This window comes from Vibrio sp. SCP2, from assembly GCF_059295395.1.
The window spans coordinates 54,678-78,233 of record NZ_JCAFVV010000007.1; the positions used below are offsets into that span (position 1 = coordinate 54,678).

General features: G+C 46.2%; 16 protein-coding genes. 4 read left to right on the forward strand and 12 right to left on the reverse strand.

Annotated elements, in window-relative coordinates; genetic code table 11:
* Positions 1–69: 69 nt before the first annotated feature.
* Both mltA and AC5O63_RS17375 read right to left on the reverse strand, forming a co-directional pair.
* A complete protein-coding gene (gene mltA / locus AC5O63_RS17370; protein WP_494505738.1) occupies positions 70–1,173 on the reverse strand; it encodes a murein transglycosylase A in 1,104 nt (367 codons plus the stop codon).
* A gap of 69 nt (positions 1,174–1,242) precedes the next feature.
* Positions 1,243–1,644 carry a DUF2850 domain-containing protein gene (locus AC5O63_RS17375; protein WP_494505809.1) on the reverse strand — a complete coding sequence of 134 codons (402 nt, stop codon included), beginning with the start codon at positions 1,642–1,644 and terminating at the stop codon, positions 1,243–1,245.
* Between the two features lie 237 nt (positions 1,645–1,881).
* Here AC5O63_RS17375 and argA point away from each other — a divergent pair, with 237 nt between their 5' ends.
* Both argA and AC5O63_RS17385 read left to right on the forward strand, forming a co-directional pair.
* Positions 1,882–3,219, forward strand: a complete 1,338-nt coding sequence (gene argA, locus AC5O63_RS17380) for an amino-acid N-acetyltransferase (RefSeq protein ID WP_494505739.1) — start codon at positions 1,882–1,884, stop codon at positions 3,217–3,219.
* A gap of 205 nt (positions 3,220–3,424) precedes the next feature.
* Positions 3,425–3,601, forward strand: coding sequence for a hypothetical protein (locus AC5O63_RS17385; protein WP_004746266.1), 177 nt, complete (start codon positions 3,425–3,427; stop codon positions 3,599–3,601).
* 26 nt (positions 3,602–3,627) lie between these two features.
* On the opposite strand, the gene recD is transcribed toward AC5O63_RS17385, so the two are convergent.
* From recD to AC5O63_RS17430, 9 genes are all read right to left on the reverse strand, one after another.
* A complete protein-coding gene (gene recD / locus AC5O63_RS17390; RefSeq protein WP_494505740.1) occupies positions 3,628–5,769 on the reverse strand; it encodes an exodeoxyribonuclease V subunit alpha in 2,142 nt (713 codons plus the stop codon).
* Between the two features lie 2 nt (positions 5,770–5,771).
* A complete protein-coding gene (gene recB, locus AC5O63_RS17395) occupies positions 5,772–9,389 on the reverse strand; it encodes an exodeoxyribonuclease V subunit beta (protein ID WP_494505741.1) in 3,618 nt (1,205 codons plus the stop codon).
* Between the two features lie 307 nt (positions 9,390–9,696).
* The gene (gene recC, locus AC5O63_RS17400; RefSeq protein ID WP_494505742.1) at positions 9,697–13,155 is read right to left on the reverse strand and encodes an exodeoxyribonuclease V subunit gamma; all 3,459 of its coding nucleotides are present in this window, start codon (positions 13,153–13,155) and stop codon (positions 9,697–9,699) included.
* Positions 13,156–13,322: 167 nt separating this feature from the next.
* A complete protein-coding gene (locus tag AC5O63_RS17405; RefSeq protein ID WP_494505743.1) occupies positions 13,323–15,041 on the reverse strand; it encodes an ABC transporter substrate-binding protein in 1,719 nt (572 codons plus the stop codon).
* A gap of 115 nt (positions 15,042–15,156) precedes the next feature.
* The gene (locus AC5O63_RS17410; protein ID WP_004746261.1) at positions 15,157–15,429 is read right to left on the reverse strand and encodes a DUF2160 domain-containing protein; all 273 of its coding nucleotides are present in this window, start codon (positions 15,427–15,429) and stop codon (positions 15,157–15,159) included.
* Between the two features lie 11 nt (positions 15,430–15,440).
* Complete coding sequence (locus tag AC5O63_RS17415; protein WP_004746260.1) at positions 15,441–16,259, reverse strand: carbohydrate ABC transporter permease; 819 nt, start codon at positions 16,257–16,259, stop codon at positions 15,441–15,443.
* Between the two features lie 16 nt (positions 16,260–16,275).
* Positions 16,276–17,139, reverse strand: coding sequence for a carbohydrate ABC transporter permease (locus AC5O63_RS17420; RefSeq protein ID WP_004746259.1), 864 nt, complete (start codon positions 17,137–17,139; stop codon positions 16,276–16,278).
* Positions 17,139–18,239 carry an ABC transporter ATP-binding protein gene (locus AC5O63_RS17425; RefSeq protein WP_171322221.1) on the reverse strand — a complete coding sequence of 367 codons (1,101 nt, stop codon included), beginning with the start codon at positions 18,237–18,239 and terminating at the stop codon, positions 17,139–17,141. The genes AC5O63_RS17420 and AC5O63_RS17425 overlap by 1 nt, the downstream gene beginning before the upstream one ends.
* Before the next feature lie 5 nt (positions 18,240–18,244).
* Entirely contained in the window at positions 18,245–19,333 is a 1,089-nt protein-coding gene (locus AC5O63_RS17430; RefSeq protein ID WP_004746257.1) for an ABC transporter ATP-binding protein, read from the reverse strand.
* 342 nt (positions 19,334–19,675) lie between these two features.
* Here AC5O63_RS17430 and AC5O63_RS17435 point away from each other — a divergent pair, with 342 nt between their 5' ends.
* Positions 19,676–21,559 carry a sigma-54-dependent Fis family transcriptional regulator gene (locus tag AC5O63_RS17435; RefSeq protein ID WP_494505744.1) on the forward strand — a complete coding sequence of 628 codons (1,884 nt, stop codon included), beginning with the start codon at positions 19,676–19,678 and terminating at the stop codon, positions 21,557–21,559.
* On the opposite strand, the gene AC5O63_RS17440 is transcribed toward AC5O63_RS17435, so the two are convergent.
* Entirely contained in the window at positions 21,556–22,530 is a 975-nt protein-coding gene (locus AC5O63_RS17440) for a TDT family transporter (RefSeq protein WP_239826399.1), read from the reverse strand. The two genes, AC5O63_RS17435 and AC5O63_RS17440, sit on opposite strands and share 4 nt — an antisense overlap.
* Positions 22,531–22,634: 104 nt before the next feature.
* Between AC5O63_RS17440 and AC5O63_RS17445 the strand changes: the two genes are divergently transcribed.
* Positions 22,635–23,522 carry a LysR substrate-binding domain-containing protein gene (locus AC5O63_RS17445; RefSeq protein WP_171322216.1) on the forward strand — a complete coding sequence of 296 codons (888 nt, stop codon included), beginning with the start codon at positions 22,635–22,637 and terminating at the stop codon, positions 23,520–23,522.
* The last annotated feature ends 34 nt before the right edge of the window (positions 23,523–23,556 follow it).

A 23,556-nucleotide genomic window follows, 5' to 3' on the forward strand; every position in this document is an offset into this window, starting at 1 on the left:
GTATTCCGCAAGGTACAAAAACAAAGAGTGCGATTTATACGCACTCTTAATTAAAAAGTCTAGATGAAGCTATTGTAGCTTTTCTGGAGGCAATGCCCAAGGCGCTTGTGTCGCACTCCCTTCAAGCCCCAGTTTCCACACTCGGCCGAAATGTTTGTAGTGACCAGCTTCGGTACCCGCTCTTGGCCCCATCCCATGATAAAGGTCGAGATGGTTCTGTTTTACTGCACCGCCAGTATCGAGCACGATCAATAGACGCAGCTGATGCGCACCACTCCATGAACCATCCGGATTTAGCAATGGTACTTCAGCAAGGATTGGTGTCCCCATCGGGAATATGGAGCGATCGCCAGCGACAGAGGCCATAGGTAGAAGTGGAATACCTGCCGAACCAGTTACTGGTGCATCAGCGCGAGGCTGGAAGAAGACGAAAGAAGGATTCTGTTCAAGAAGCTCACGAACGGTCGCTTCATCATTTTCCATTACCCACTCTTTGATCGCCTTCATCGACATTTTTGCTCTTGGCACTAAGTCTCGTTCGATTAATACCTTTCCGATGCTGACATAAGCCTTGTTGTTTTTGCCTCCGTAGGCGAAATACTCCAAGGTATCGTCATCTTCAAAATGGACAAAGCCACTGCCCTGCACTTCCATCAAAAATGGGTCGATCCTATTAGATGCGTAACCTAGCTCCAGCCCTTGACCTTCTAGCGCACCATCATAGATTTGAGCTCGGGTCGGGCAATCAATTTCGCACTCAGGTTTAGCATAAACAGGGTATTTAAATTTCTCGTTCGGCTCATGGCGAAGCTCCATCACCGGAGAAAAGTACCCGGTAAACAAAACATTGCCTTGCTTGTCGCCACCACCTAATTGAGCAGCTTGAATACCAAAACTAGCGAGATCGGTAGGTTCACCGCTTTGCAACACCCATTCATTTAGCTTGTCATACAGAGGCTGATAGATCTTTGCCATTGAAGGCGAGTTATCAACGACTTGCTCGGCTTGACGATGAAACTCGGTAAAATCGCGTGGCTTAGTCGATTCGACAACTGCAGATTTATTCAAAATTGAATTGAACTCATCATCGACATATTGTTGTGCGCGGTCGGTAGGTTGAGCACAGCCGAACAGTACACTGGCGGCTGTAAGAGGAAGATATTTTTTAAACACTGGTTTTATCCCTAACAAGCTATGTCATGAGCATGACAAACTTGTTAGGAATTCGCAATCGAGTCGTCGTTAATGAATGTTATTTTTAACTTTTTCTGACAATCGATACACGGGTTGGTAGTTGGGTTCTGAGACTAACTGCAGCTCGGTAAATTCCTCATTGAGCGCTTTAAACTTACGTACCTTATCTCCAAGGCGATACTCCAGATGGGAGCCATCCCAACTATACTGAGTATCGACAATCCCACCGTTAATAGAGATACCTGCAGAGCTGACCACAAACTCTTCCGCCGCATAAGACGCAACGTTTTGCTCAACCCAAGTGCCATAAACATTCGATTTAGGATACGTTTTAGCTAAGTAGAACTGATACAAGCTGCTTGTCATCATAATAGCCGCTACCGCCGCAATAATTGCACCTAACACTATTGCTCGCTCAAGAAACTTTTTCTTACCGCTCACACCACTCACTTTCTTTGTCACCAATGTACTACTGATAATTTCACCATTAATTGTTAACCAAAAATGTGTTTACCGCGAATTACAAAACCATTTTGACCTGCTCAATGGCCCTGAGTCTCAAAGTCGAAATCCGCTCCTTACACTAAGAACACAAAGAAGCACTTACATCACATAGAAAAAAACCTTGCTGAACACCGAATAAAATTGCAATATATTTGTATATAAATTCAATTCACGGAAGATGTTGTGAAGATTCGAAGTACTGCCCTAGTCAAAGGGTTTAGACAATCAGCTCCTTACGTCAACGCTCACCGAGATAAGACCATGGTCATTATGCTGGGCGGCGAAGCCGTGGCTGACGGCAATTTTTCGAATATTATCAGTGATCTGGCTCTACTGCATAGCTTAGGTGTCAAAATTGTTCTCGTTCATGGAGCGCGACCACAAATTAATCACCTTCTTCAGCAAAATCAGTACGATAGCCCATATCACAAAGGAATCCGCGTTACAGATGAGACATCCCTCAATTATGTCATGCAAGCTGCCGGGCAATTACAGCTGACCATCACTGCTCAGCTGTCGATGAGCTTAAGCAATACCCCTATGGCTGGAACTCAACTGAACGTTGTTAGCGGTAACTTCATTACCTCTCAACCTCTCGGGGTCGATGATGGTATCGACTATTGTCACAGTGGCCGGATTCGACGCATCGATGTGGAAGGGATCAATCGCATGTTGGATCAAGGTTCGATTGTTCTCCTTGGCCCGATAGCAAGCTCAGTTACCGGAGAGTCGTTTAACCTGCTTTCAGAAGAGGTAGCAACTCAGGTCGCCATTAAGCTCAATGCGGACAAGTTAATCGGCTTTTGTTCAGAACAGGGCATCATCGACGAAAATGGTGACGTCGTTGCTGAACTGTTCCCAAAAGATGCGGAAAGAATTTTATCCAGACTTGAAACAGACCGAATCGAAGGCGTTGATAACTCCTCAGGCACACTAAGGTTCTTGCGTGCAGCGACTGCGGCATGCCGCGCTGGGGTTCCTCGCAGCCACCTAGTGAGCTATAAAGTTGATGGTGCTCTGATTCAAGAGCTGTTTTCACTTGATGGTATCGGAACCCAAGTGGTGAAAGCGAGTGCCGAACAAGTTCGTGTTGCCGACATTGATGATATTGGTGGCATCTTAGATCTAATTCAGCCACTGGAAGAACAAGGCGTGCTAGTTAGGCGTTCACGTGAACAGTTGGAGCAAGAGCTGCATCAGTTCACCATCATAGAAAAAGATGGACTGATCATTGGCTGCGCTGCTCTGTATCCTTATCCAGATGAAAAGATGGCAGAGATGGCCTGTGTTGCGATTCATCCTGAGTACCGTGACGGCAACAGAGGCTTACTGCTGCTTAACCATATGCGCTTACAATCTAAGGCTCAGGGTATAGAACACATCTTTGTTTTAACCACTCATAGCCTCCACTGGTTTAGAGAGCAAGGTTTCCATGAAATGGGGGTCGATTTCCTACCTTCCCAGAAGCAAAACTTATACAATTATCAACGCAAATCGAAGATCTTGGCGCTTCTTCTCTAAGCGATTGTAATTCTTACACTTGCGATCAAATTGCTTATTTTTCTTACACTATAAGCTTTATTTCATATTCCCAATTGGTTAATATTTCAGCTCCTCACCTCTAGTGAGGAGCTAGATAGGATTCACTTCTCTACTTAACTTTTACTCAGTTGAGTCGCAAGGATTGCTTGAGGTTACTGACTACGTCACTAAGAGCAAACTATCGATGAAGAAAATTATCTGTAACTCTGTACAGAGTTTTTGGGATATGGCTGATAATGAACTACTAGAAGATCTAGACGTTCATTGTGTCTTCCCAGTGACAGAAGGCTTAAAGGCGTTCATTCTGAACTATCAGAAAAAGTACCGCATCCGCAGTATCTCTTTCTCTAAAGCACTTTAATCGTTTAATACGGTAGCCACGGATGGTTATCCCCTTCGCTGCAACCTGTGTATCAATCCACTCGCTCGCTCAGTTCGAACTTTAATTCCACGCTTCATCACTCGCTCATCGATGTATAAACTCAAACGTTTCTTCGCCCGGGTTATCCCTGTGTAGATCAACTCGCGCGTCAAAATAGGCGTAAAGTCTGGTGGCAAAATCATTAGCGTATGCTCAAATTCACTCCCTTGAGATTTATGAATCGTCATCGCATAAGCGGTTTCGTGTTCTGGTACTCGGCTTGGTAACACTGACTTAACGCTACCATCAGGCAGTTCGAAGAAGACTTTTAATCTTGGCTCGCTTTCCGAGTCATCCAGCATACAAATGCCGATATCACCGTTGTACAAACCTAATGCGTGATCATTTCTCGCCACCATCACAGGTCTACCGTGATACCAAAGCTCGTCTTGGGTTTGAATCAACTTTTTAGCCGCCAGTGCACGTTCAATACGCTGATTAAGCCCAGTAACACCAAAGTCGCCCTCACGAATAGCACACAGTAAACGACAGCGCGCAAACTGATCCAATACCGCTTTGGCCCGCTTCGCCATGGTTTCGACTTGGCCTGTAGCAGAATCAAGTTGCTGCACATCAATTCGCTTAAGGTAATGGCTATATTCAGCAACCAAAGTCTGCACCATTTGATTGTAGTGTTGGCTATCAATCGGAAACTTAGCGATATCAGAGAAATCTTTTTGCCACACCCAGTCAACTTTTTGCGCCGAACCCGCATTAATGGCTTGCGCTAATTGACCGATCCCAGAACGAGCATCAAATCGATAGCTCTTCTTCAGCATACACAAGCTGTCAGCAATAGAGGGCAGCGTATTGGTGGTGTGAGCCAGTGTTTCAAAACCGGTTAAGCGAGCAATTTGAGCCGCTTGACCATGACTAAAACCTAGCTGGCTGAATGAACAAATGTCCCCCAGTACCGCCCCCGCTTCTACTGACGCCAACTGATCTTTATCACCCAGTAGAATCAATCTGGCATGCTTAGGTAACGCATCGACCAATTTGTACATCATAGGCAGATCGACCATTGAGGCTTCATCGACCACCAGCATATCTAGGTGGAGTGGATTATCTCTGTTGTGTCGAAACTCTGAGCTGTTAGGCAGTGCACCGAGCAAGCGATGTAATGTACTAGCATCAGTTGGAATGGCCTGTTTTAGTTCAGGTGCTACAGGTAACTCCGCCACAGCTTTACCAATCGACTCGGTTAATCTCGCTGCTGCTTTGCCCGTCGGTGCGACCAACTTAATCGTTGGCTGCTCAGCTTGAGCATTTTGCTGCGATGAGCTTTGAGCTTGCTCAATCAGAGCGGCAAGTAGCTTGGTTACGGTGGTCGTTTTACCTGTGCCCGGACCACCAGAGATCACGGCAAACCTTTTACTCAGTGCAACCGCGGCTGCGACTTTCTGCCAATTCACACACGCAGATAATGGAACTAACTCATTCAGCACCGAAAGTTGCTCAATGTTTTTAGCGGCTAGGAGCTTTTGGTCTATGGTAGGCCAATCCAATTTATCCTCTGCCACAACGTCTAGATGGTCACAAACCATACGCTGACGCATCACAGGGGTAGAGTCACCTTCTTGCTGGGATTTATTAATTGCTTCAAATAGATAGCGATAGTTTCGAGCAAATAGATGATCAAGAAGATTGGAAAGTTTTTGGACTTCATTAGGCTTTAGGATCATAGGTGACCCAAAGCTATTCAAACGCTCAGCCAAGGTCACTTCATAGTGCCAATAGCGGTGTAAATAGAGTCGCTCACCATCAAATATCAGCGGTAGCGCTTCACTCTCTTCAGCTAAGTTTTTCGCCACCAAGCAAGAGTTGTTGAGCAAGGACACCCAATCAACTGTCACCAGCGTTTTATTCAACTCTAATGCTGCTTCGCCAAACAAACCCAGCTTAGCAGCGAGGTCGACCGGCTGCCCTTCTGCATCAAACAGCGGTAGACAAATATGGCCTTTGCCAAGTTCGTGGCTGACGACTCCTGCAATAAAAGCGAGCTGATCATCCTGAGACCGGCTAGCGATAAAGCGGGCAAACTGATAATCAAGTTGTCTGATGCTGGATTTGTTTGCCAGTTGTTTAAGCACGGAAATAAGAGTGGTCATGATTACAGTAGCTCCATCTGGCCAGCTTGATTCGTTTTCGCATCGACACTTTGCCCATCGATGAGTCTGTCCATATCGTTAAGAAACTCTAGGCTTGGTTTGGCAGAGAAAATTCCATGCTCACTTTCTCCGTCCATCCCTCTAAGGAATAGGTAGTAGACACCGCCAAAGTGCTGATCGTAGTCATAATCTGCGATTCGACTGCGTAAGAAGCGGTGTAGCGCTAAGGCATAGATTTGATATTGCAGGTCATAACGATGATCTGCCATGGCAGATTTTAGCGCTTCTCCGTGATAGAAACCGACCTCATCACCAAGATGATTCGATTTCCAGTCAAGGACATAGTATTTACCTTGATGCTCAAACACCAAATCAATAAAGCCCTTCAACATACCTTGAACGGTATAAAACCCTAGGTCACCAGCCTTAGCAGATAAAGGATCATGACGTTGGATGACGCGATTTAATGCGGGCGCCGCCAGTACCTCAATCGGTAGCAAGAACTCCATCTCAACTAAACGTTGGCTTGGCCCTTTCTGGTTGAGTAGCAAGGATTTGCCATCCAGTGGTGTGGCTAACACGGTATCAATCAACTGCTGTAAAATCGGTAGCCAGCTTGGGTCTAGCTGCTCACTGTCGAGAAGATGAGTGATGATCTCAGTATTCGCTTCGCTAGTACTTGGCTCGGTAAACTCGACTTCTTCGAATAACGTATGCAGGAAAGTACCCGGTCTAGCGCCGCGCGGGAAAGTGAAGATGGATTGCTCTGGTTCAACTAACTCATCTTCATCATGCTCATCAGAAGAATCAATATCAAGGTGCATTAAATCGGTAAAGGCATCTGAGCTATGATGAGAGCCCTGTTTTACCAATCCAGAATAACTGGTGATTCGCCAATCTCGGTCAATCACACTTTTCAGCTCACTTGCGGTTAAATCTTGCTGCTGCGAAGTATGGGCAACAAAGACCTCTTGTTGTGGCTCAGGTAAGTCGCTTAATCGCACACTTTCAAGCCCATCCACATGCTGTTGAATAGCGTTAGTGAGATCATTGATCCCCCCTTCTTTACCATCTTGTAGCAAATACCCCATCGCACTGTGATGAACACCGGTTGGTTCTTTAGTAGAACGACCGTTTCTTAGTGGCGCAGCCCCGACAAAACAGCCATAAACGGCACGAGTAAGCGCTACGTAGATTAGGCGTAAATCTTCAGCCAGGCGCTCTTTATCGGCTTGCGCTAAAGATGCATCTTGCCCAGTAATATCTAAAATGGTTTTGTCTTGTTGCTCATCATAGTATTTTGCTTCGCTAGCCTCGCGATAGCTGAGAACAAAAGGCAAGAACACCAGATCATATTCCAGACCTTTCGATTTGTGGATTGTTACGATTTGCACCAAATTACGCTCTGATTCCAAGCGTTGGATTTGGTCTTCGCTGCCACCTAAACCATTTTGTGCATCACTGATTACTTGAGCCAACCAACGCAGTAAAGCATGATCACTATCGAGCTCCTGACTTGCTTGCTGTAGCAGCTCACCGATGTGCATCAAATCAGTCAGTGCACGCTCTCCACCTTCTTCCTCTAGTAAACGCTCCGCAATATGTCGCTTGCTCATAACACTGCGCAACATAGGGAGCACACCTCGCTGAGTCCAGAGTTTACGGTACTCTTTAAACTCATTGATTGCGTTTTCCCACTCATTTTCATCGTTGTTGAGTTTGTCTAAACTGCCCGCATCGAGAGCAAACATTTCAGAAGCCAAGCTTGCTCGTAAGGCGCGATCATTTTCCGGCGTCAGTACAGCTTGCAATAAACGCTGAATATCTTGGGCGACAAGCGAGGTAAACACGCTGTCTCGGTTTGATAGATAAACACTCGCAATACCTTGTTTGGCGAGAGCCTCTTTCACCATACGACCTTCATTACCGGTTCGAACCAGTACCGCAATATCTCCCGCCTGAATCGAATGCTCTCCTTTACCATCTTTAAAGAAAGCTTGCTCGTTTTGCGCCGCAGTGAGAATGGTTTGGATTTGATCCGCGGTAGCCTTAGACATCGCCTCTAGGTACTCACCTTTTGGTAATGGCTTCTCATCGGCATCTTGCAACCAATAAGTGAGCGCGGGTTGCTTTTGACCACCGATAGTCCAAACGCGTTTATCCGCGTTGGGGCTAGAGTCGACAGGCAAGAATGGAATATCTTTATCGTAAATAAACGGGCTCGAAGGCAACTCAAAAATCTGGTTTACCGCACTGACCATATCCGCGCTAGAACGCCAGTTAGTACCTAGAGTGAAGTGCGACGAAACCTGATTACGCGCTTTGATGTAAGTAAAAATATCTGCACCACGGAAGCCGTAGATTGCCTGTTTAGGATCACCGATCATGAACAAACCACATTCAGGGTTGTTCAAGTAGATACGGCTAAAAATGCTGTATTGAAGGGGATCGGTATCTTGGAACTCATCAATCATAGCGACCGGATAGAGAGTTCGAATCCGCTCTGCAAGTAGCTCTGATTCATCACCATCAATAGCAGCAGAGAGATTAGTCAGCAAATCATCAAAAGAGAGCCACTGTTTCTGCTGTTTGGCTTTTGCCAACATCTCGCGACAATGTTCAATCGCATGGGCAAGAATAGGCGCTTTGAGACTGATTGGCGCAGCAAGGAAAGCATCAATCGCTTCAAAAACAAGGTGCTGCGGCGCGGTGCCTTTCGGCGTTTTCTCAACCAAGGCATTTTGGGCAAACTTCTCCAGTTTGTCTGGATAGTCATAGCCCGTCGTTTCTGTTGCCGCCCACACATTGACCGCTTCGAGCCAAGTCGGTAGAGACTTTTTGGTGTAACTGCGTTTGTTGACATCAGAGTCACTAATCAGGGCAAAAAAGTCATCCTGATGCTCTCGCCATAGCGATTTCAATTCATCGATATGCTTTAGATTTTGTTGGTGTAAGTCCGCTAAACTGCCACTCATCGCTGCTACAGACAGGGTCAGTGGCGCACCAGTCAGATAGTTAGTCACATCGCGCAGTAAATCCGAGGGGGCATTCCAGATTCGGCGCACTTCTCCGGCTAAATTCAGCGGCAAAGGATAGAAATTACGTCGCCAGTAATCGGCAACAATCTGAGCTTTAAGATGACTCTCATCGGTCACAAATTCGTTGTTAAAGCGACTGCCTGATTCAAACGCATTTTGGGTTAGCATACGTTGGCAAAAGCCGTGGATGGTATAGACAGCGGCTTCATCCATTTGCCTTTCCGCTTGCAAAAGGATCTCCGCGGCTTGTTTGTGGTCACTGAACTCATCAAGTAAAGGCTTAATCACAGGGTCGCTACTTTTACCTCGGGCAAAGGCAAGACGAGCATCATGAATACGAGCACGGATTCGGTCTCTAAGTTCTGCAGTTGCCGCTTCCGTAAATGTCACCACTAAAATCTGGTCGACCGTCAATGGCACCTGATGTTTGGTCTCGGATGTACCGTGACCGAGAAGTAACCTTAGGTATAAGCCAGCGATAGTAAAGGTTTTCCCCGTACCCGCCGATGCCTCAATTAATCGTGCACCGTGCAAGGGAAAAGTCATGGCATTAAGCGGAGTAACCATTGACGTTACTGTCATAAAATATTTGCCCTTTGTATGAAAACCCGAGATCCAAATGTGATCCAGACTTAAAAACGATTGTTATTAATATAAATCCCTAAAAACTTGGGACTTTATGAGATCTTTCTCACGGCAGGCTCGTTAGCTAACCGCTACTATGCGCGCCATGTGTTGAGCAACTCCGAGCTTGTCTAAGCAGCCAAGTTGCAACAAACCGACAGAATAATGGTCCCTCTGACCTGTGGCCGTACAGCGAACGCCCTACACTATAATGATTTACTGGCGGCCACCTACTTTCCTTCAATCCGTTTTCCACTAAGCTAATCTATTGCATGTCTTCACTGGCCTTTGCCTCTAGTCGAGGGGTTTGCAGTACCAATGTTGTGATGGTGCGTGCCTGCGCTGCTAAGTTGTCGTTCCAACTTGGCCAGATACGCGAGATGTAAGGATTATTACCTTCACCTGCTGCCATGAAGCTATCGTTAAATGTATCGGCCATTTTCTTGAGTGATTTCTCTTCATCATCCACCCAGTTGCCGCGACTGAATCCCGCTTCAACACCGGCTAATGCGGTTCTCGGGAAGTAGCACAACGGCTCAGTCATGCCTTGATAGAACAAACGAACCAGCTCAGATAACAAACTATGAGCGTAGCTGGCATCTGCAATTTCAGGGTAGATAAGATGAACAACCCCTTCTTTGCGATCATAGCCAATCATATGGGTGCGCTTACTAATGCCCATCGCCGACATTGCAAGGTGGTCTACCCATGCGGACAGATAGTCTTGTGAGCGAATCTTACCGCTGCGAAAACGAATTAAGCCCGACTGATAATACTGTGTCAGCCAGCCAGTTAGGTTGACCTTTTTATCCTCACCTAAGACATCAAATGTCAGTTTTACTTCGAGGTCATTAGCTTCGCTGCCACATAAGAAGGTCAATTTTTCCACCAGCTCCTGCGCCTGCACTCGGTTAGTTTCAAACTCGATATCACCAAATGCGCCAACCGGTAATTTCCCTTGAGCACGTTGCTGCTTAACAAAGCTTTCAATCACACCCTTGCTATCTTGACCACCCGAAAGCTGCTGTTTGAGTAAGCTATCCAATAAACTGTCACGCATTTGATAGCTTTCTAAGCCATTGAGCACAAAGGGCTCGTCATCTTCCATAACCGGTAGCGGTGGCTCAAACATCACTTTTAAGCGGCGATTGAAAAAATATTGCACTGGCAAACGCCAGAAGCGTTGCAGCTCAACCAGATCCAGCTCTAACGGGTAGGAGGCATCGAGTAAGTAATCTTGCAGCTGTCGATAAAATTCACCGCTTACCTGGCCTAATCTATTTACTGCTGGTAACCACTCTTTAGCATAACTTGGATGCTCACCCACAAACGCGGTAGCACTAAACGGCACCATAGAGTGGTGAGTGATAAGTTCTGATAGCAGCTTTTCTCCAGACTCATCACTCGCTAACACTTCATCTCCATCTAGGCGGTAGTTTTGATGGCAATACTCCATCAACTCAGAAACCAGCACCGATGGCACACGCTCTGTATTATCTTGGATTGAGCGGCCAACATAACTGATGTATAGCGTTTGCTGTGCAGACAGCATGGCCTCTAAGAATAGGTACCTGTCATCATCCCGGCGAGAGCGATCCCCTGGTTTGGTTCGCCCATTCATCAAATCGAAGCCCTCTGGCGGCATAGAACGTGGATAAACACCATCATTCATTCCCAGTAAGCAAACCGTTCTAAATGGAATAGAGCGCATCGGCATCAAGGTACAGAAGTTCACTTGCCCAGCAAGGAAGCGTTGGCTGATCCGCGTCCCCGACAGCTTGTTGTTCAAATAGGTGGCAATAATCGCCGGAGATAATGACTGCTCGAAGGCTGCGTCAGTCAGTTGCTCTTTTAAGTTGGCTAAGGTGTCACGAATCGACTTCAGCGCCGCCTCACCTTCGAGTTCAACACTAAAGAAATCATCCAGCAGCAAAGTAAGTATTTCGCGCCAACTATCAATTGATTGAGTTTGTACCAGTTTGTGTCGGTAATCGCTGATCGTTTCAATAAAGTGCGCCAGCTTGCCCGCTAACTCCGCGCCCATTCCTTGCACTTCATTGTATGGTGACAGCGCCCCTGACTTGGATTCAAACAGCCCTGCTGACTCTGGCATGGCGTAGCCAAGCAACATGCGCTCAATACCAAACTGCCAAGTATTTTGCGCTGTCTCAGGTAAATCAAACTCTTGTCCTGTGGTCGAATTCAATCCCCAGCGAATGCCCGACTCTTCTACCCACTGTTTAGCTAAAATAAACCCATCTTCCGTTAACCCGAATCGAGCTAAGATCGCCGGAGTTTCAAGCAGTTCGAGTAACTCAGACGCTAAACAACGGGTGTTTGGCAGATTAACCAACTGCATAAATGCATTAAGAATTGGGCTTTCTTGGTCGGCGGTACGGTCAGAAATAGAGTAAGGGATAAATCGCTCACCGGGTGCGTTGCCAAACACGGCTTGAATGGCTGGGCTGTAGGCATTGATGTCGGCCACCATGACAATAATATCGCGCGGCTTTAAACTTGGGTCGGCATCAAACATCGCCAATAGCTGATCATGTAAGACTTCCACTTCACGCATCGGGCTATGGCAAGCGTGCAGCGTGAGGGATTTATCGCCTAATTGCACCACTTGTTTATGCGTACTGCTTTCCAACTGATGATCATCTTGATGCTCTTCAAGATTGAGAATGTCTGCTTGAAGTTGATGGAGCAATGAATCTCGCTCAACATCAACAAAGGCTTCAATTTCATGCGACTCTAGCTGCGAAAGAAGATACATGTTGTCGCGCCCTAACTTACCCATTGAAGCGAGTAAGCTGTTCCCCACCGCATCGGTATGTAGCTCATCAAGTACGTTATCTTCAATCGAGCCTTTAAGTTGATCACTCTCACCCTGTTGCTCTGAGTGGTCTTGATTCCACACCACATGTTTGCGGTGTTTTGCCGCTAAACGCGCTAAGAACTTTCTGTCTCGTACCTCACCCCAGTAGTAACGACAAGGGTTGGTAAACATCAGGTGGACATCAATATGCTCACCAATGGCTTTAAGCGCATCCATATAACGTGGCGGCAGTGAAGTAATTCCGAACACAAACAAGCGCTGAGGCAAATGTTCAAAACTGCCCTGAAAGTTTTCTAAGGTATCGATAAAGTGTTCGTACAAGTTGGCGCGATGATACGGTGATTGACCTAAGGCAACGGTATGATCGTAAAGCGCTTGCCATAAAATCGGCTGCCAAGGGTGCTCATCTCCCAATTCCAGTACCGCTTGGCCCGCTTCCCAACTGGCAATCCACTCTGGTCGATAAACCAGATAACCATCAAAGATATCGGCAATTTTCTCTGATAATTGATAAAGCTTGGAGCTATCTTCGTCTTGCTCTAGATAGCGTTTAAGCGGCTCGAACTCTGGCTGACCCAAAAGCCCAGGCAAGATGTGCATCAGCTTCCACGTCATCGACTCTTTGTTAAAGGCGCTACGCTTAGGTACATCTGGCAATACCTCTGTGAACATATTCCAGATAAATGTCGCTGGCAGAGGAAAATCAATGTTCGCCGCTACGCCAAATTCTTTAGCCAGTTCCATCTTCAACCACTGAGACATACCCGGGCTTTGCACCAAGATCTGTTCTTTATCGAAAGGGTTTGCTAATGGATTGAGACGAACGAGTTCAACAAGTAGTGACTTTAAGACGTCGACTTGATTGGAATGGTAGACAGTAAACAAAATGCACTCACACTAATATTGCCGCAACTAGGGTGAGACTAGCACAAGCTGATCAATTTCGAGAGCGTTATAAGCGTATGATTTGGCTCGAATCAAAATACCCGCTCAAGCCCTAAACAGACAAGAGCGGGTAGGAGGGAGAAATCATCAATTAAGGTGATAAAACCTTATTGAGCGATGAGATCTTTGTAAGCGATAGTCTTACCTTGTGGTTTCTCGTTAGCCAGTTTCGCTTTCGGAGCACCTAGCTGAGATAACCAGTGTTCAGGGTCTTTCTTCGGATTCAGCTGAGGACCACACTCACCTTGTGCACCACTGCGCTCTAGACGTTGCAATACTCGGTCTTGGGCTTTTGCTAAACCATCCAGTGCTTCTTGAGGAGTTTTCTCACCGCTTGCTGCTTCAGAAACGTATTGCCACCAAAGCTGAGCCAGTTTTGGATAATCTGGCACGTTGGTTCCTGTTGGTGTCCATTGTTTACGAGCATCACTGCGGTAGAACTCAACCAAGCCACCTAGTTTTGGCGCCGCTTCCGTCATCGCGTCTGAGTTGATATCCGACTCACGAATTGGCGTTAGGCCAACCAGAGTTTTCTTCAAGCTGACTGATTTAGAAACCACAAACTGAGCGTATAACCATGCAGCCTGACGACGATCAACAGGTGTACTGTTGAGGAATGTCCACGAGCCCGCATCTTGGTAACCTAGCTTCATACCGTCTTCCCAGTATGGACCACGTGGTGACGGAGCCATACGCCATTTAGGTGTGCCGTCTTCATTTACTACAGGAAGACCTGGCTTGGTCATATCAGCAGTAAAGGCGGTATACCAGAAGATTTGCTGCGCGATAGAACCTTGAGCTGGAACTGGGCCTGCTTCACCAAATGTCATACCCTGAGCTTCTGGTGGCGCGTACTGCTTAAGCCAATCCACATATTTGGTCGTTGCATAAACTGCTGCTGGGCCGTTGGTTGCACCGCCACGAGCGACATCTGAGCCTACTGGCTTACAACCTTCAATACGAATACCCCATTCATCAACAGGTAGACCGTTTGGAATACCTTTGTCACCCGCACCCGCCATTGAGAACCACGAGTCCGTGAAGCGCCAGCCTAGTGAAGGATCTTTCTTACCGTAATCCATGTGACCGTATACAGGCTCGCCATCAATGGTCTTAACTTTATCGGTAAAGAACTCGGCGATATCTTCATACGCTGACCAGTTCAAAGGTACACCCAGTTCATAGCCATACGCTTTCTTGAACTTAGCTTTCAAATCTTCGCGTTCAAACCAGTCTGCGCGGAACCAGTACAGGTTCGCGAACTGTTGGTCAGGAAGTTGATAGAGCTTACCGTCAGGGCCTGTTGTGAAGTCCAAGCCAATAAAATCTTGCAGGTCTAAGTATGGGTTAGTTACGCTTTTCCCTTCACCTTCCATGAAGTCTGAAATAGGTACAACTTTACCGTAACGAACGTGAGTACCAATCAAGTCGGAATCGTTAATGTAGGCGTCGTAGATGTTACGCCCTGTTTGCATCTGAGTTTGTAGCTTTTCTACTACATCACCTTCTTGAATCAGGTCATGATTTACCTTGATTCCAGTGATTTCATAGAATGCCTTTGCCAATACTTTCGCTTCGTACTCATGCGTTGTAATGGTTTCAGAAGCAACATTGATTTCCATACCTTGGTAAGGCTTAGCAGCATCGATAAACCACTGCATCTCTTGCGTTTGTTCATCCTGTGACAAGGTCGTCGGAGTAAACTCTTCACTCATCCATTTTTTTGCCGCCGCCATATCAGCTAGCGCAGCAGGAGAGATTGCAGCAAGCGCAAAGGTCAGTGCTAAGCTACGTGCAAGGTAAGACTTTTTGATATCCTTTTTCATTATTGTGTAACTCCAGTTATGAGTATTCTGTCTCTTACGTTATTGATTACACTCATTACCTAGTGACTATGGCATCCTGTCAGACTGGTAATGAGCACATGTCAGTCAGTTGTATTTATCCCCATTTCAAAACTGTACCCAGCCAGATCACGCAGAGCGTGAATGGCACCCAAATCGATAATTCAGTCAGCCCTACAAACCCAAGGTGGATAAATGCGGAGCTTAATAAACCGATAAACAGACGATCGCCACGAGTGGTCGTGATAGGAAGAAACCCTTTACGCTCAATACATGGCGTACGAATTTCTCGAATCGTCATTGTGAGTAAGATCAGCGCAATCCCCAGAAAGAACAGTGCTGAAGGTGTTGTCCATGCCATCCAAGCCATGATTTATCTCCTTAAACTCGACCCAGTGCGAAGCCTTTCGCAACATGGTTTCTCACGAACCAGATAACCAAAATACCTGGCAAAATGGTCAGCACACCGGCAGCCGCCAGTACGCCCCAGTCAATACCAGACGCACTGACAGTACGGGTCATAACCGCTGAAATAGGCTTGGCATCAATAGAGGTCAGCGTACGTGCGAGTAGCAACTCTACCCAGCTGAACATGAAGCAGAAAAAAGCCGAGACCCCAATCCCCGAACGGATCATCGGCAAAAAGATTTTCACGAAAAACTTTGGAAAGCTGTAACCATCAATGTAAGCGGTCTCATCGATTTCACGTGGCACACTCGACATAAAGCCTTCAAGAATCCATACCGCCAAAGGGACATTGAACAAACAGTGCGCAAGCGCGACCGCAATATGGGTATCGAAAAGACCTACCGACGAGTAAAGCTGGAAGAATGGCAGCAGGAATACCGCTGGCGGCGCCATTTTGTTGGTCAACAGCCAAAAGAACAGGTGGTTGTCGCCAATAAACTTAAAACGCGAGAAAGCGTATGCCGCTGGCAGTGCCACTGTTAGGGTAATAACCATGTTCATGACCACGTAAATGATGGAATTCACGTACCCCATGTACCAACTTGAATCAGAGAAGATGGTCGCATAGTTTTTCAGCGTCCAAGTCTCTGGTAGGAAGCTCAGCCCACCTAAGATTTCCTGGTTCTCCTTGAAAGACATGTTAAGTAACCAGTAAATCGGCAGCATCAAACAGATGATGTAGAACGCTAACCCGACAATTTGTGTATAGCGGGTGTATTTTGATTTTGTCATCGCCATTGTAGTTTCCTTACTTGTTTTCACCGTGCGTCATTGCGGTATAGAACACCCAACTCACCAACAAGATGATTAGGAAATAGATAATTGAGAAAGCGGCTGCAGGACCAATATCGAACTGGCCGATAGCCATTTTGGTCAGCGTTTGGCTGAGGAAGGTCGTTGAGTTACCCGGACCACCACCCGTCAAAACAAACGGTTCGGTGTAAATCATGAAGCTGTCCATAAAACGGATAAGAATGCCGATTAACAACACACTCTTTAGCTTCGGCAGCTGAATGTAACGAATGATTGACCAAGTAGAAGCGCGGTCGATGTTCGCCGCCTGATAGTAAGCGTCAGGAATAGCGCGTAAGCCTGAATAACACAGCAACGCGATTAACGATGTCCAGTGCCAGACATCCATCAGAATAACCGTTAGCCATGCATCAATTGGGTTGCCCGCGTAGTTGTAGTCAATCCCCATGCCATTGAGTGCCCAACCAAACAAACCGATATCTGCTCGACCAAAGATCTGCCAAATCGTGCCGACTACGTTAAGTGGAATTAGCAATGGAATCGCTAACACAATCAGACAAAATGCAGACCACTTACCTTTGGTTGGCATTGTCAGCGCAACAATGATCCCCAGCGGAACTTCGATAAGCAAAATAGTGAAAGTAAAACCAAACTGACGAAGCAGCGCGCCATGTAATCGATCATCATTGAGGATTTCTCGATACCACTCGGTGCCAACAAAGTATGCGGTGTTAGCATCAAAAATATCCTGTAGCGAATAGTTCACTACGGTCATCAAGGGCACAATCGCACTGAAGGCGACCAATATGAAGACGGGCAGAACGAGGAACCACGCTTTATTGTTTGCTACCTTATCCATTACTCTTCCCCTACGTTGACTAAGAATTCATCGACATACAGCATGGTCCATTGTTCAGGGAAGCTGATGTAAGCCTCTTTTTCTGGAACAGGTTGATCCTCTTGAAGACGTGCTTTGATTTGTTTGTTACCCAACTGCAGTGTGACAATCTTGTAGGTACCTAAGTCTTCCACGTGCAACACTTCACAACGCAACGCAGACTCATTGCCCTTCTCCCACACATGGACAAATTCAGGTCGAATGCCGATCTTGATGTTGTTGCTACCTGCTTGAGCAACGGCATGACGGTAGGACTCAGATAACGGCACTTCAACACCATCGAACATCACGCCATTATCGGTAGGCGTCACCTCCATTAAGTTCATGCCTGGACTACCAATAAAGTAACCAACAAAGGTGTGGTTCGGTCTTTCAAACAACTCTCTTGGGGTACCAAATTGAACAATCTGGCCGTTGTACATCACGGCAATTTCATCAGCGAACGTCGACGCTTCAAGCTGATCGTGTGTGACGTACACCATGGTGATATTGAACTGCTGATGGATTTGCTTTAGCTTGCGGCGCAGTTTCCACTTCAACTGCGGATCGATAACGGTGAGCGGCTCATCGAACAAAATCGCCGACACGTCATCTCGCACCAGACCGCGCCCCATTGACACTTTCTGCTTTTCATCTGCAGTAAGGTGTTGTGCTTTTTTCGACAACACATTGGTCAGCTCTAAGATTTCAGCAATTTCGGTCACTTTGGAGTGAACCTTTGCCTTGTGTACCTTCATGTTGCGTAGTGGAAACGCCAAGTTGTCGTAGACAGACATGGTGTCGTAGATAACTGGAAACTGGAAAACCTGAGCGATATTACGGTCTTGCGGGCGAAGCTCGTTGACTCGCATATCATCAAACATCACGTCTCCTTGAGATGGGCTCATCAATCCAGAAATAATGTTCAACAGTGTCGACTTACCACAGCCCGATGGCCCCAATAGAGCGTATGCACCGCCCTGCTTCCAAACGTGATTCATCTCTTTAATCGCATAAGGCGATGAAGCCGTTGGTTTCTTGTCATAAGTATGGGCGAGTGAATTGAGTGTAATTTGAACCATGACGACTACCCCCTAACATCACGAATCGGAGCATGGATAAGGTTCTGATCCATACCAAAGACATAGAATTTGTGGATTGGAATATAGATTTTGATCGTCTCATCCACATCGTAGGTATGTACGCCTGGTAAGTGCAGCACCATATCGAGGTGCGCATTACGTACATGGAGAAACGTCTCAGAGCCACTGATCTCTGCGACTTCTACCTGAACGGTTAGCTCTACATCGTCGTCATTTTTTGGCAGTAAGCTCAGATGGCTCGGGCGAATGCCAAATTGATACTCCCCTTTATCCAACTTACTGAGTGACTGGTTAAGTGGGAAATGCGCACTCTTATCAAACGTCACTTCGTTGCTGGTTACTGCACCTGAGATCAAGTTGATAGGTGGCTCACTAAACAAGGTTGCTGAATCGACATTATCTGGTTGGTGATAAACCGAGGCAGTCGGGCCAGATTGAATCACCTGACCTTCATGCAGAATGGTGGTTGTACCGCCAAGCGCAAGCGCTTCATTCGGCTCCGTTGTCGCGTAAATCGCAATGGTGTGTCGAGTTTGGAATAGCTCACGCATTTCTTGACGCAACTCTTCACGTAGCTTGTAGTCAAGGTTTACGAGCGGTTCATCAAAAAGAATGATTTCCGCATCTTTAACTAAAGCGCGAGCCATCGCTGTACGCTGCTGCTGGCCGCCAGAAAGCTCTAATGGATGTTTCTTCAAGTGTTCAGTAATGCGCAACATTTCTGCGGTTGCGTGAACACGCTCTTGAATCTCTTTCTCTGGCATACCCGCCAAGCGTAGTGGTGAAGCCACGTTTTCAAACACGCTTAGGTTGGGATAGTTAATAAACTGCTGGTACACCATCGAGATGTTACGCTCTCTGACGGAGACTCCCGTGACATCCACGCCGTTTACCAGAATCTTCCCTGATGTTGGTTTGTCTAGACCTGCGATAAGTCGCATCAATGAGGTCTTTCCTGCCAATGTGCGTCCTAGCAACACATTGAACGAACCAGGCTCAAAGGTGAGGTTAACGTCTGAGATATGCATCTCACCGTCAACGTATTTGCTTACCTGCTCAAGTGTTAGTGACACTAAAAACTCCTTACCATTCGAACAATAATTTTTTCGATATTGTTCGGTAGAGCGAGAGTCATGCCAACTTAAAAAATTTGAAACAATTATTTTACAATACAGTTTTCCAGCCCTTTAAACATAAGGATATTGTGACTAAAAACTCAGTAAGGGCCTAGATTTCATACTCATTCCACATATGAGACCACCGTAACATTTGTTAATAAAATGTGTTCAAAACATGTTCAAGGTGTTCAGATGAGTGATATGTTAAGTGAGCGTTTGTGATCATTAACGTTCACATACGAACAATTAGAATAATTACTTAAAAATGACTTTGTATCGCTGCTATTGGCCAACACTATGGACAAAAAACATCAATCAATGATCGAGAGCTCTTGGCAACGCTGTCGGGATGCTGGGCTAGTTCACAACAGCAACCCGATAATAGAGATGGAAACAGGACAAGCCTTTTCTCACACTCTCGAAGAACACTCGGGGTTGCTGACCACAACTCAGCAAAAGGTATTGCCTTTCTATGACAGCTTACTTTCCAATAGCAATTGCTTGATCACGCTAGCAAACACGAATGGTCAGGTGTTGAACAGCTGGGGTGAACAACGCTTTTTCTCACAAAGGCAACCGCAGGTTTTCCAAAACGGTGTGCATTGGCAGGAAGGACTTATCGGCACCAACGCGATAGGTACCGCCCTCGAAACGGGTTCTATTGTTCAGGTGTTTCACGATGAACACTTTTTGACATCCAATCGATTTATGACGGGTTCAGCTGCACCACTATTTGATGCCGATAGAAAGATGGCTGGTGTATTGTCTATTTCTAGCGATGCGTACATGCCGACGGCTCATACCTTGGGTATGGTGAAGTTGATGTCACAAGCAATTGAGAACCAACTTATCGCCTCTAAATTTCAATCTGATCACTATCTGCTGTGGTTTAACACTTCCCCTGAAAACATTGATAGCCAGTGGTCATCTTTGCTGGTGTTCAATGAACAAGGTGTGATCGTTTCTGCTAATCGACGTGCAGAAGTCGTACTCGGACAAGATCTGGCTTTGCAAAGACTGGAACAGATTTTCGATATTAAGCTTGAACAGCTGTTGTCTCACCCTCCTTTTAATCCGACGGCGATTAGCACCCATTCACGCTTTAGTTTTTTTGGCATTATTACCCCACCTAAGGTGCCTCAAGGAAGGCAAATTGACTACCGTAAATCGATTCCTAAGACTGCCTTAAAAGACGCAAAAGCACCGCTGGATTTGGAGCGCTTGAACATGGGCGATCCTAGATTGGCAAAAGCGATTACTCAGGCAAGTCGCATTCTAAATACCGACATTCCAATCTTGATTCACGGTGAAACGGGCGTAGGTAAAGAGGTGTTCGTCAACGCTCTTCACCTATCTAGTGAGCGAAAGCACGCTCCTATGATTGCCGTTAACTGCGCAGCAATTCCGGCCGAGTTAGTGGAGTCAGAGTTATTCGGTTACGAAAAAGGCGCTTTCACCGGAGCCAACAACAAAGGCTATATCGGATTAATCCGCAAGGCAGACAAAGGCACCTTGTTCTTAGATGAATTGGGCGATATGCCAATGAATGTTCAGGCTAGACTGCTGCGCGTCTTGCAAGAACGTAAAGTAACGCCACTCGGTTCAACTACATCATATCCTGTTGACTTTAAATTAGTTTCTGCGACAAACCGGAATTTAAAACAAGATGTAGAGAAAGGGACATTTCGCCAAGATTTATACTATCGAGTCACTGGACTCAATCTATCTCTGCCCGCTCTGAGGGAGAGAACAGACAAAGAAGCCTTAGTGAAGTTCTTGCTAGCCAAATACGCGCTCGATGAGGAAACGCCCAACATCAGCTTAGAAGTACTAGCCATGTTTAAGTCACACCCTTGGCCGGGTAATATCAGACAGATGGTCAGTGTGATTCAAATTGCGATTGCAATGGCTGGCGATGAGACTATCTGTGTCGAACACCTTCCTGATGACTTTCTGCATGATCTTGAACTGCACGACCTTGAAGCACAGCAACCAGAGCCAATCGCGATGGCAACAACCAATATCAGTCTGCTGACTCCTCCAGAGCAATCCGAGTTAGACCAGGGAGACTGGCTAAGCGTTTATGAGCAAAACGGCCGCAATGTTTCTGCGACCGCGAAAGATTTGAATATCAGCCGAAACACCTTGTATAAACGGTTGAGAGAACAAGGACTGCGTTAGTTTGATGCTAAGCCCAATGCATTGCTCACAGGCTTGTAGAAGGTGAGATATCTTAGGGCCACGTAGCTAACGACTAAGGTCGCCACAACCAGTTCAATGGCGGCTATCCATTGCACTTGCACAATGTACTTGTTTGCAACGCCAATGGTTTCCATCCATGCGGCAAGTTTAAATAGCGCTGTTGCACCAATCACCATTGGGAAAGTAAATGCAGCATAGCCTGGGCTGAATGGCAGTCTGAGTAATTTAAAGAAAGCCAAGTAGATAATAGCTGTCATCAAAATCGCAATGCCAAACAGCAGACCAATGATCACAGGTGAAGGGTCGGCAGTGACCGTTAAATACCCCGCTAACGATAGGCTGGCAGGTGCTGCCATGATCGCCATGGTTGGTTTTGCTGCGTCAGGAATCTCATGAGTAAACATAAAGCGATAAATCATCATTGGCAGCATCACGGCATAGGCAACCATTCCGAACAATAGCGCACCATCTGCAATATGGCTCAAGACAGGGTTACCTGAGAAAGATACATCAGCCACTATGATGCCTACCGGTGGTACGAACCAACTCGGTACCATATGGTGCAATTCAAACTCTTGCGCTCTGTGGTAGATAAAACTGACTAGAAACACAATGTGAAGACCAACCGCGAACAGCCAAAGTAAGTCGCCAGCTAAAGGGTAAAAGTGCCCTAAAGAATTCGAAACTACCATAGTGCCCATCGCAAACGTTGGTACAACACTCCCCACGACAGGGTGAGCAAGATCTTCACGCAATAGATGATTATGAAAGAGAAATTTTACCGCTAGAACAGCCAGCAATACACTTGCGATTGCCGCACCACTCCACTGAGCATAACCATCAAATGGGGCTGCATTTTCCCAACACCATCCTAAACTGGCGATACCAAGCGCTAAGCCTGCCATAGGAGTAGGCGCACCCATCACTTTTGCTTTTGCTGCTTTAATCATCTCTATTTACCTAGTTTGCTTACTATGGAGCTAGTTTACGCTTGCCAATTGTTCGATAATATCTAATTATTTAGAACACATGTTCAAACAATCTAAACGAAGCTATGGCCGCGAATATTTCTCTAAAACAGCTCAGAGTGTTTATCTCAATCACGCAACATGACACCTTAACGGCAGCGTCAGAAGCCTTGTTTTTGTCCAAGGCGGCAGTCAGCATGGCGTTGTCAGAGCTAGAAAAACAAATCGGCCATTCACTGTTCGATAGAGTCAATAACCGACTTATCCTCAATCAAGAAGGGCAGAAACTACTGCCTTTAGCGGACGAACTCATTGAGCGGGCGCAAGATATTGAACAGTTATTTGATAATGACCAGACATTAACGGGTGAACTAAGAATTGGGGCTAGTGACACCATAGGTAATCAAGTTGCGCCTTATCTAATTAGTGATTTTCGCCGCCATACCAATCACCACTCGCAAAGCTTGTTTATCTCCAACTCTGCATTGATCTGTCAGAAGTTGGTCGACTATGAGCTTGATCTTGCACTTATTGAAGGAAAAACACTACACCCTGAACTTATTTCCACTCAATTCAGCCAAGACGAGATGTGCGTGATCTGCTCCCCTGATTCGCCCCTGGCAAATAAACAAAGGTTTAGTGTTGGTGATTTAGAAGAGAGTGAGTGGATATTGCGCGAGCCGGGTTCAGGCTCGAGAGAGTTTTTCCTTCGCGCTATCGCTCCGCGTATTGAACAGTGGCATGAATCATTTCAGCTCAACACCACAGAAGCTTTGATTAACAGTGTCTCTGCTGGGCTTGGATTGGGTTGCTTATCTAAACTCGCGGCTCAGCCGGCGTTAACCGATGGTAGAGTGGTAGAACTTAAACTCTCTTTGGATATGAAAAGGCGCTACTGGTTACTGGTACATAAAGAAAAATATCAGAGCCCATTGCTCAAATCCTTTATCGAATATTGCCATCAATGGGATTAAAAAAAGGGCAACTCCAATAACCAGAGTTGCCCTA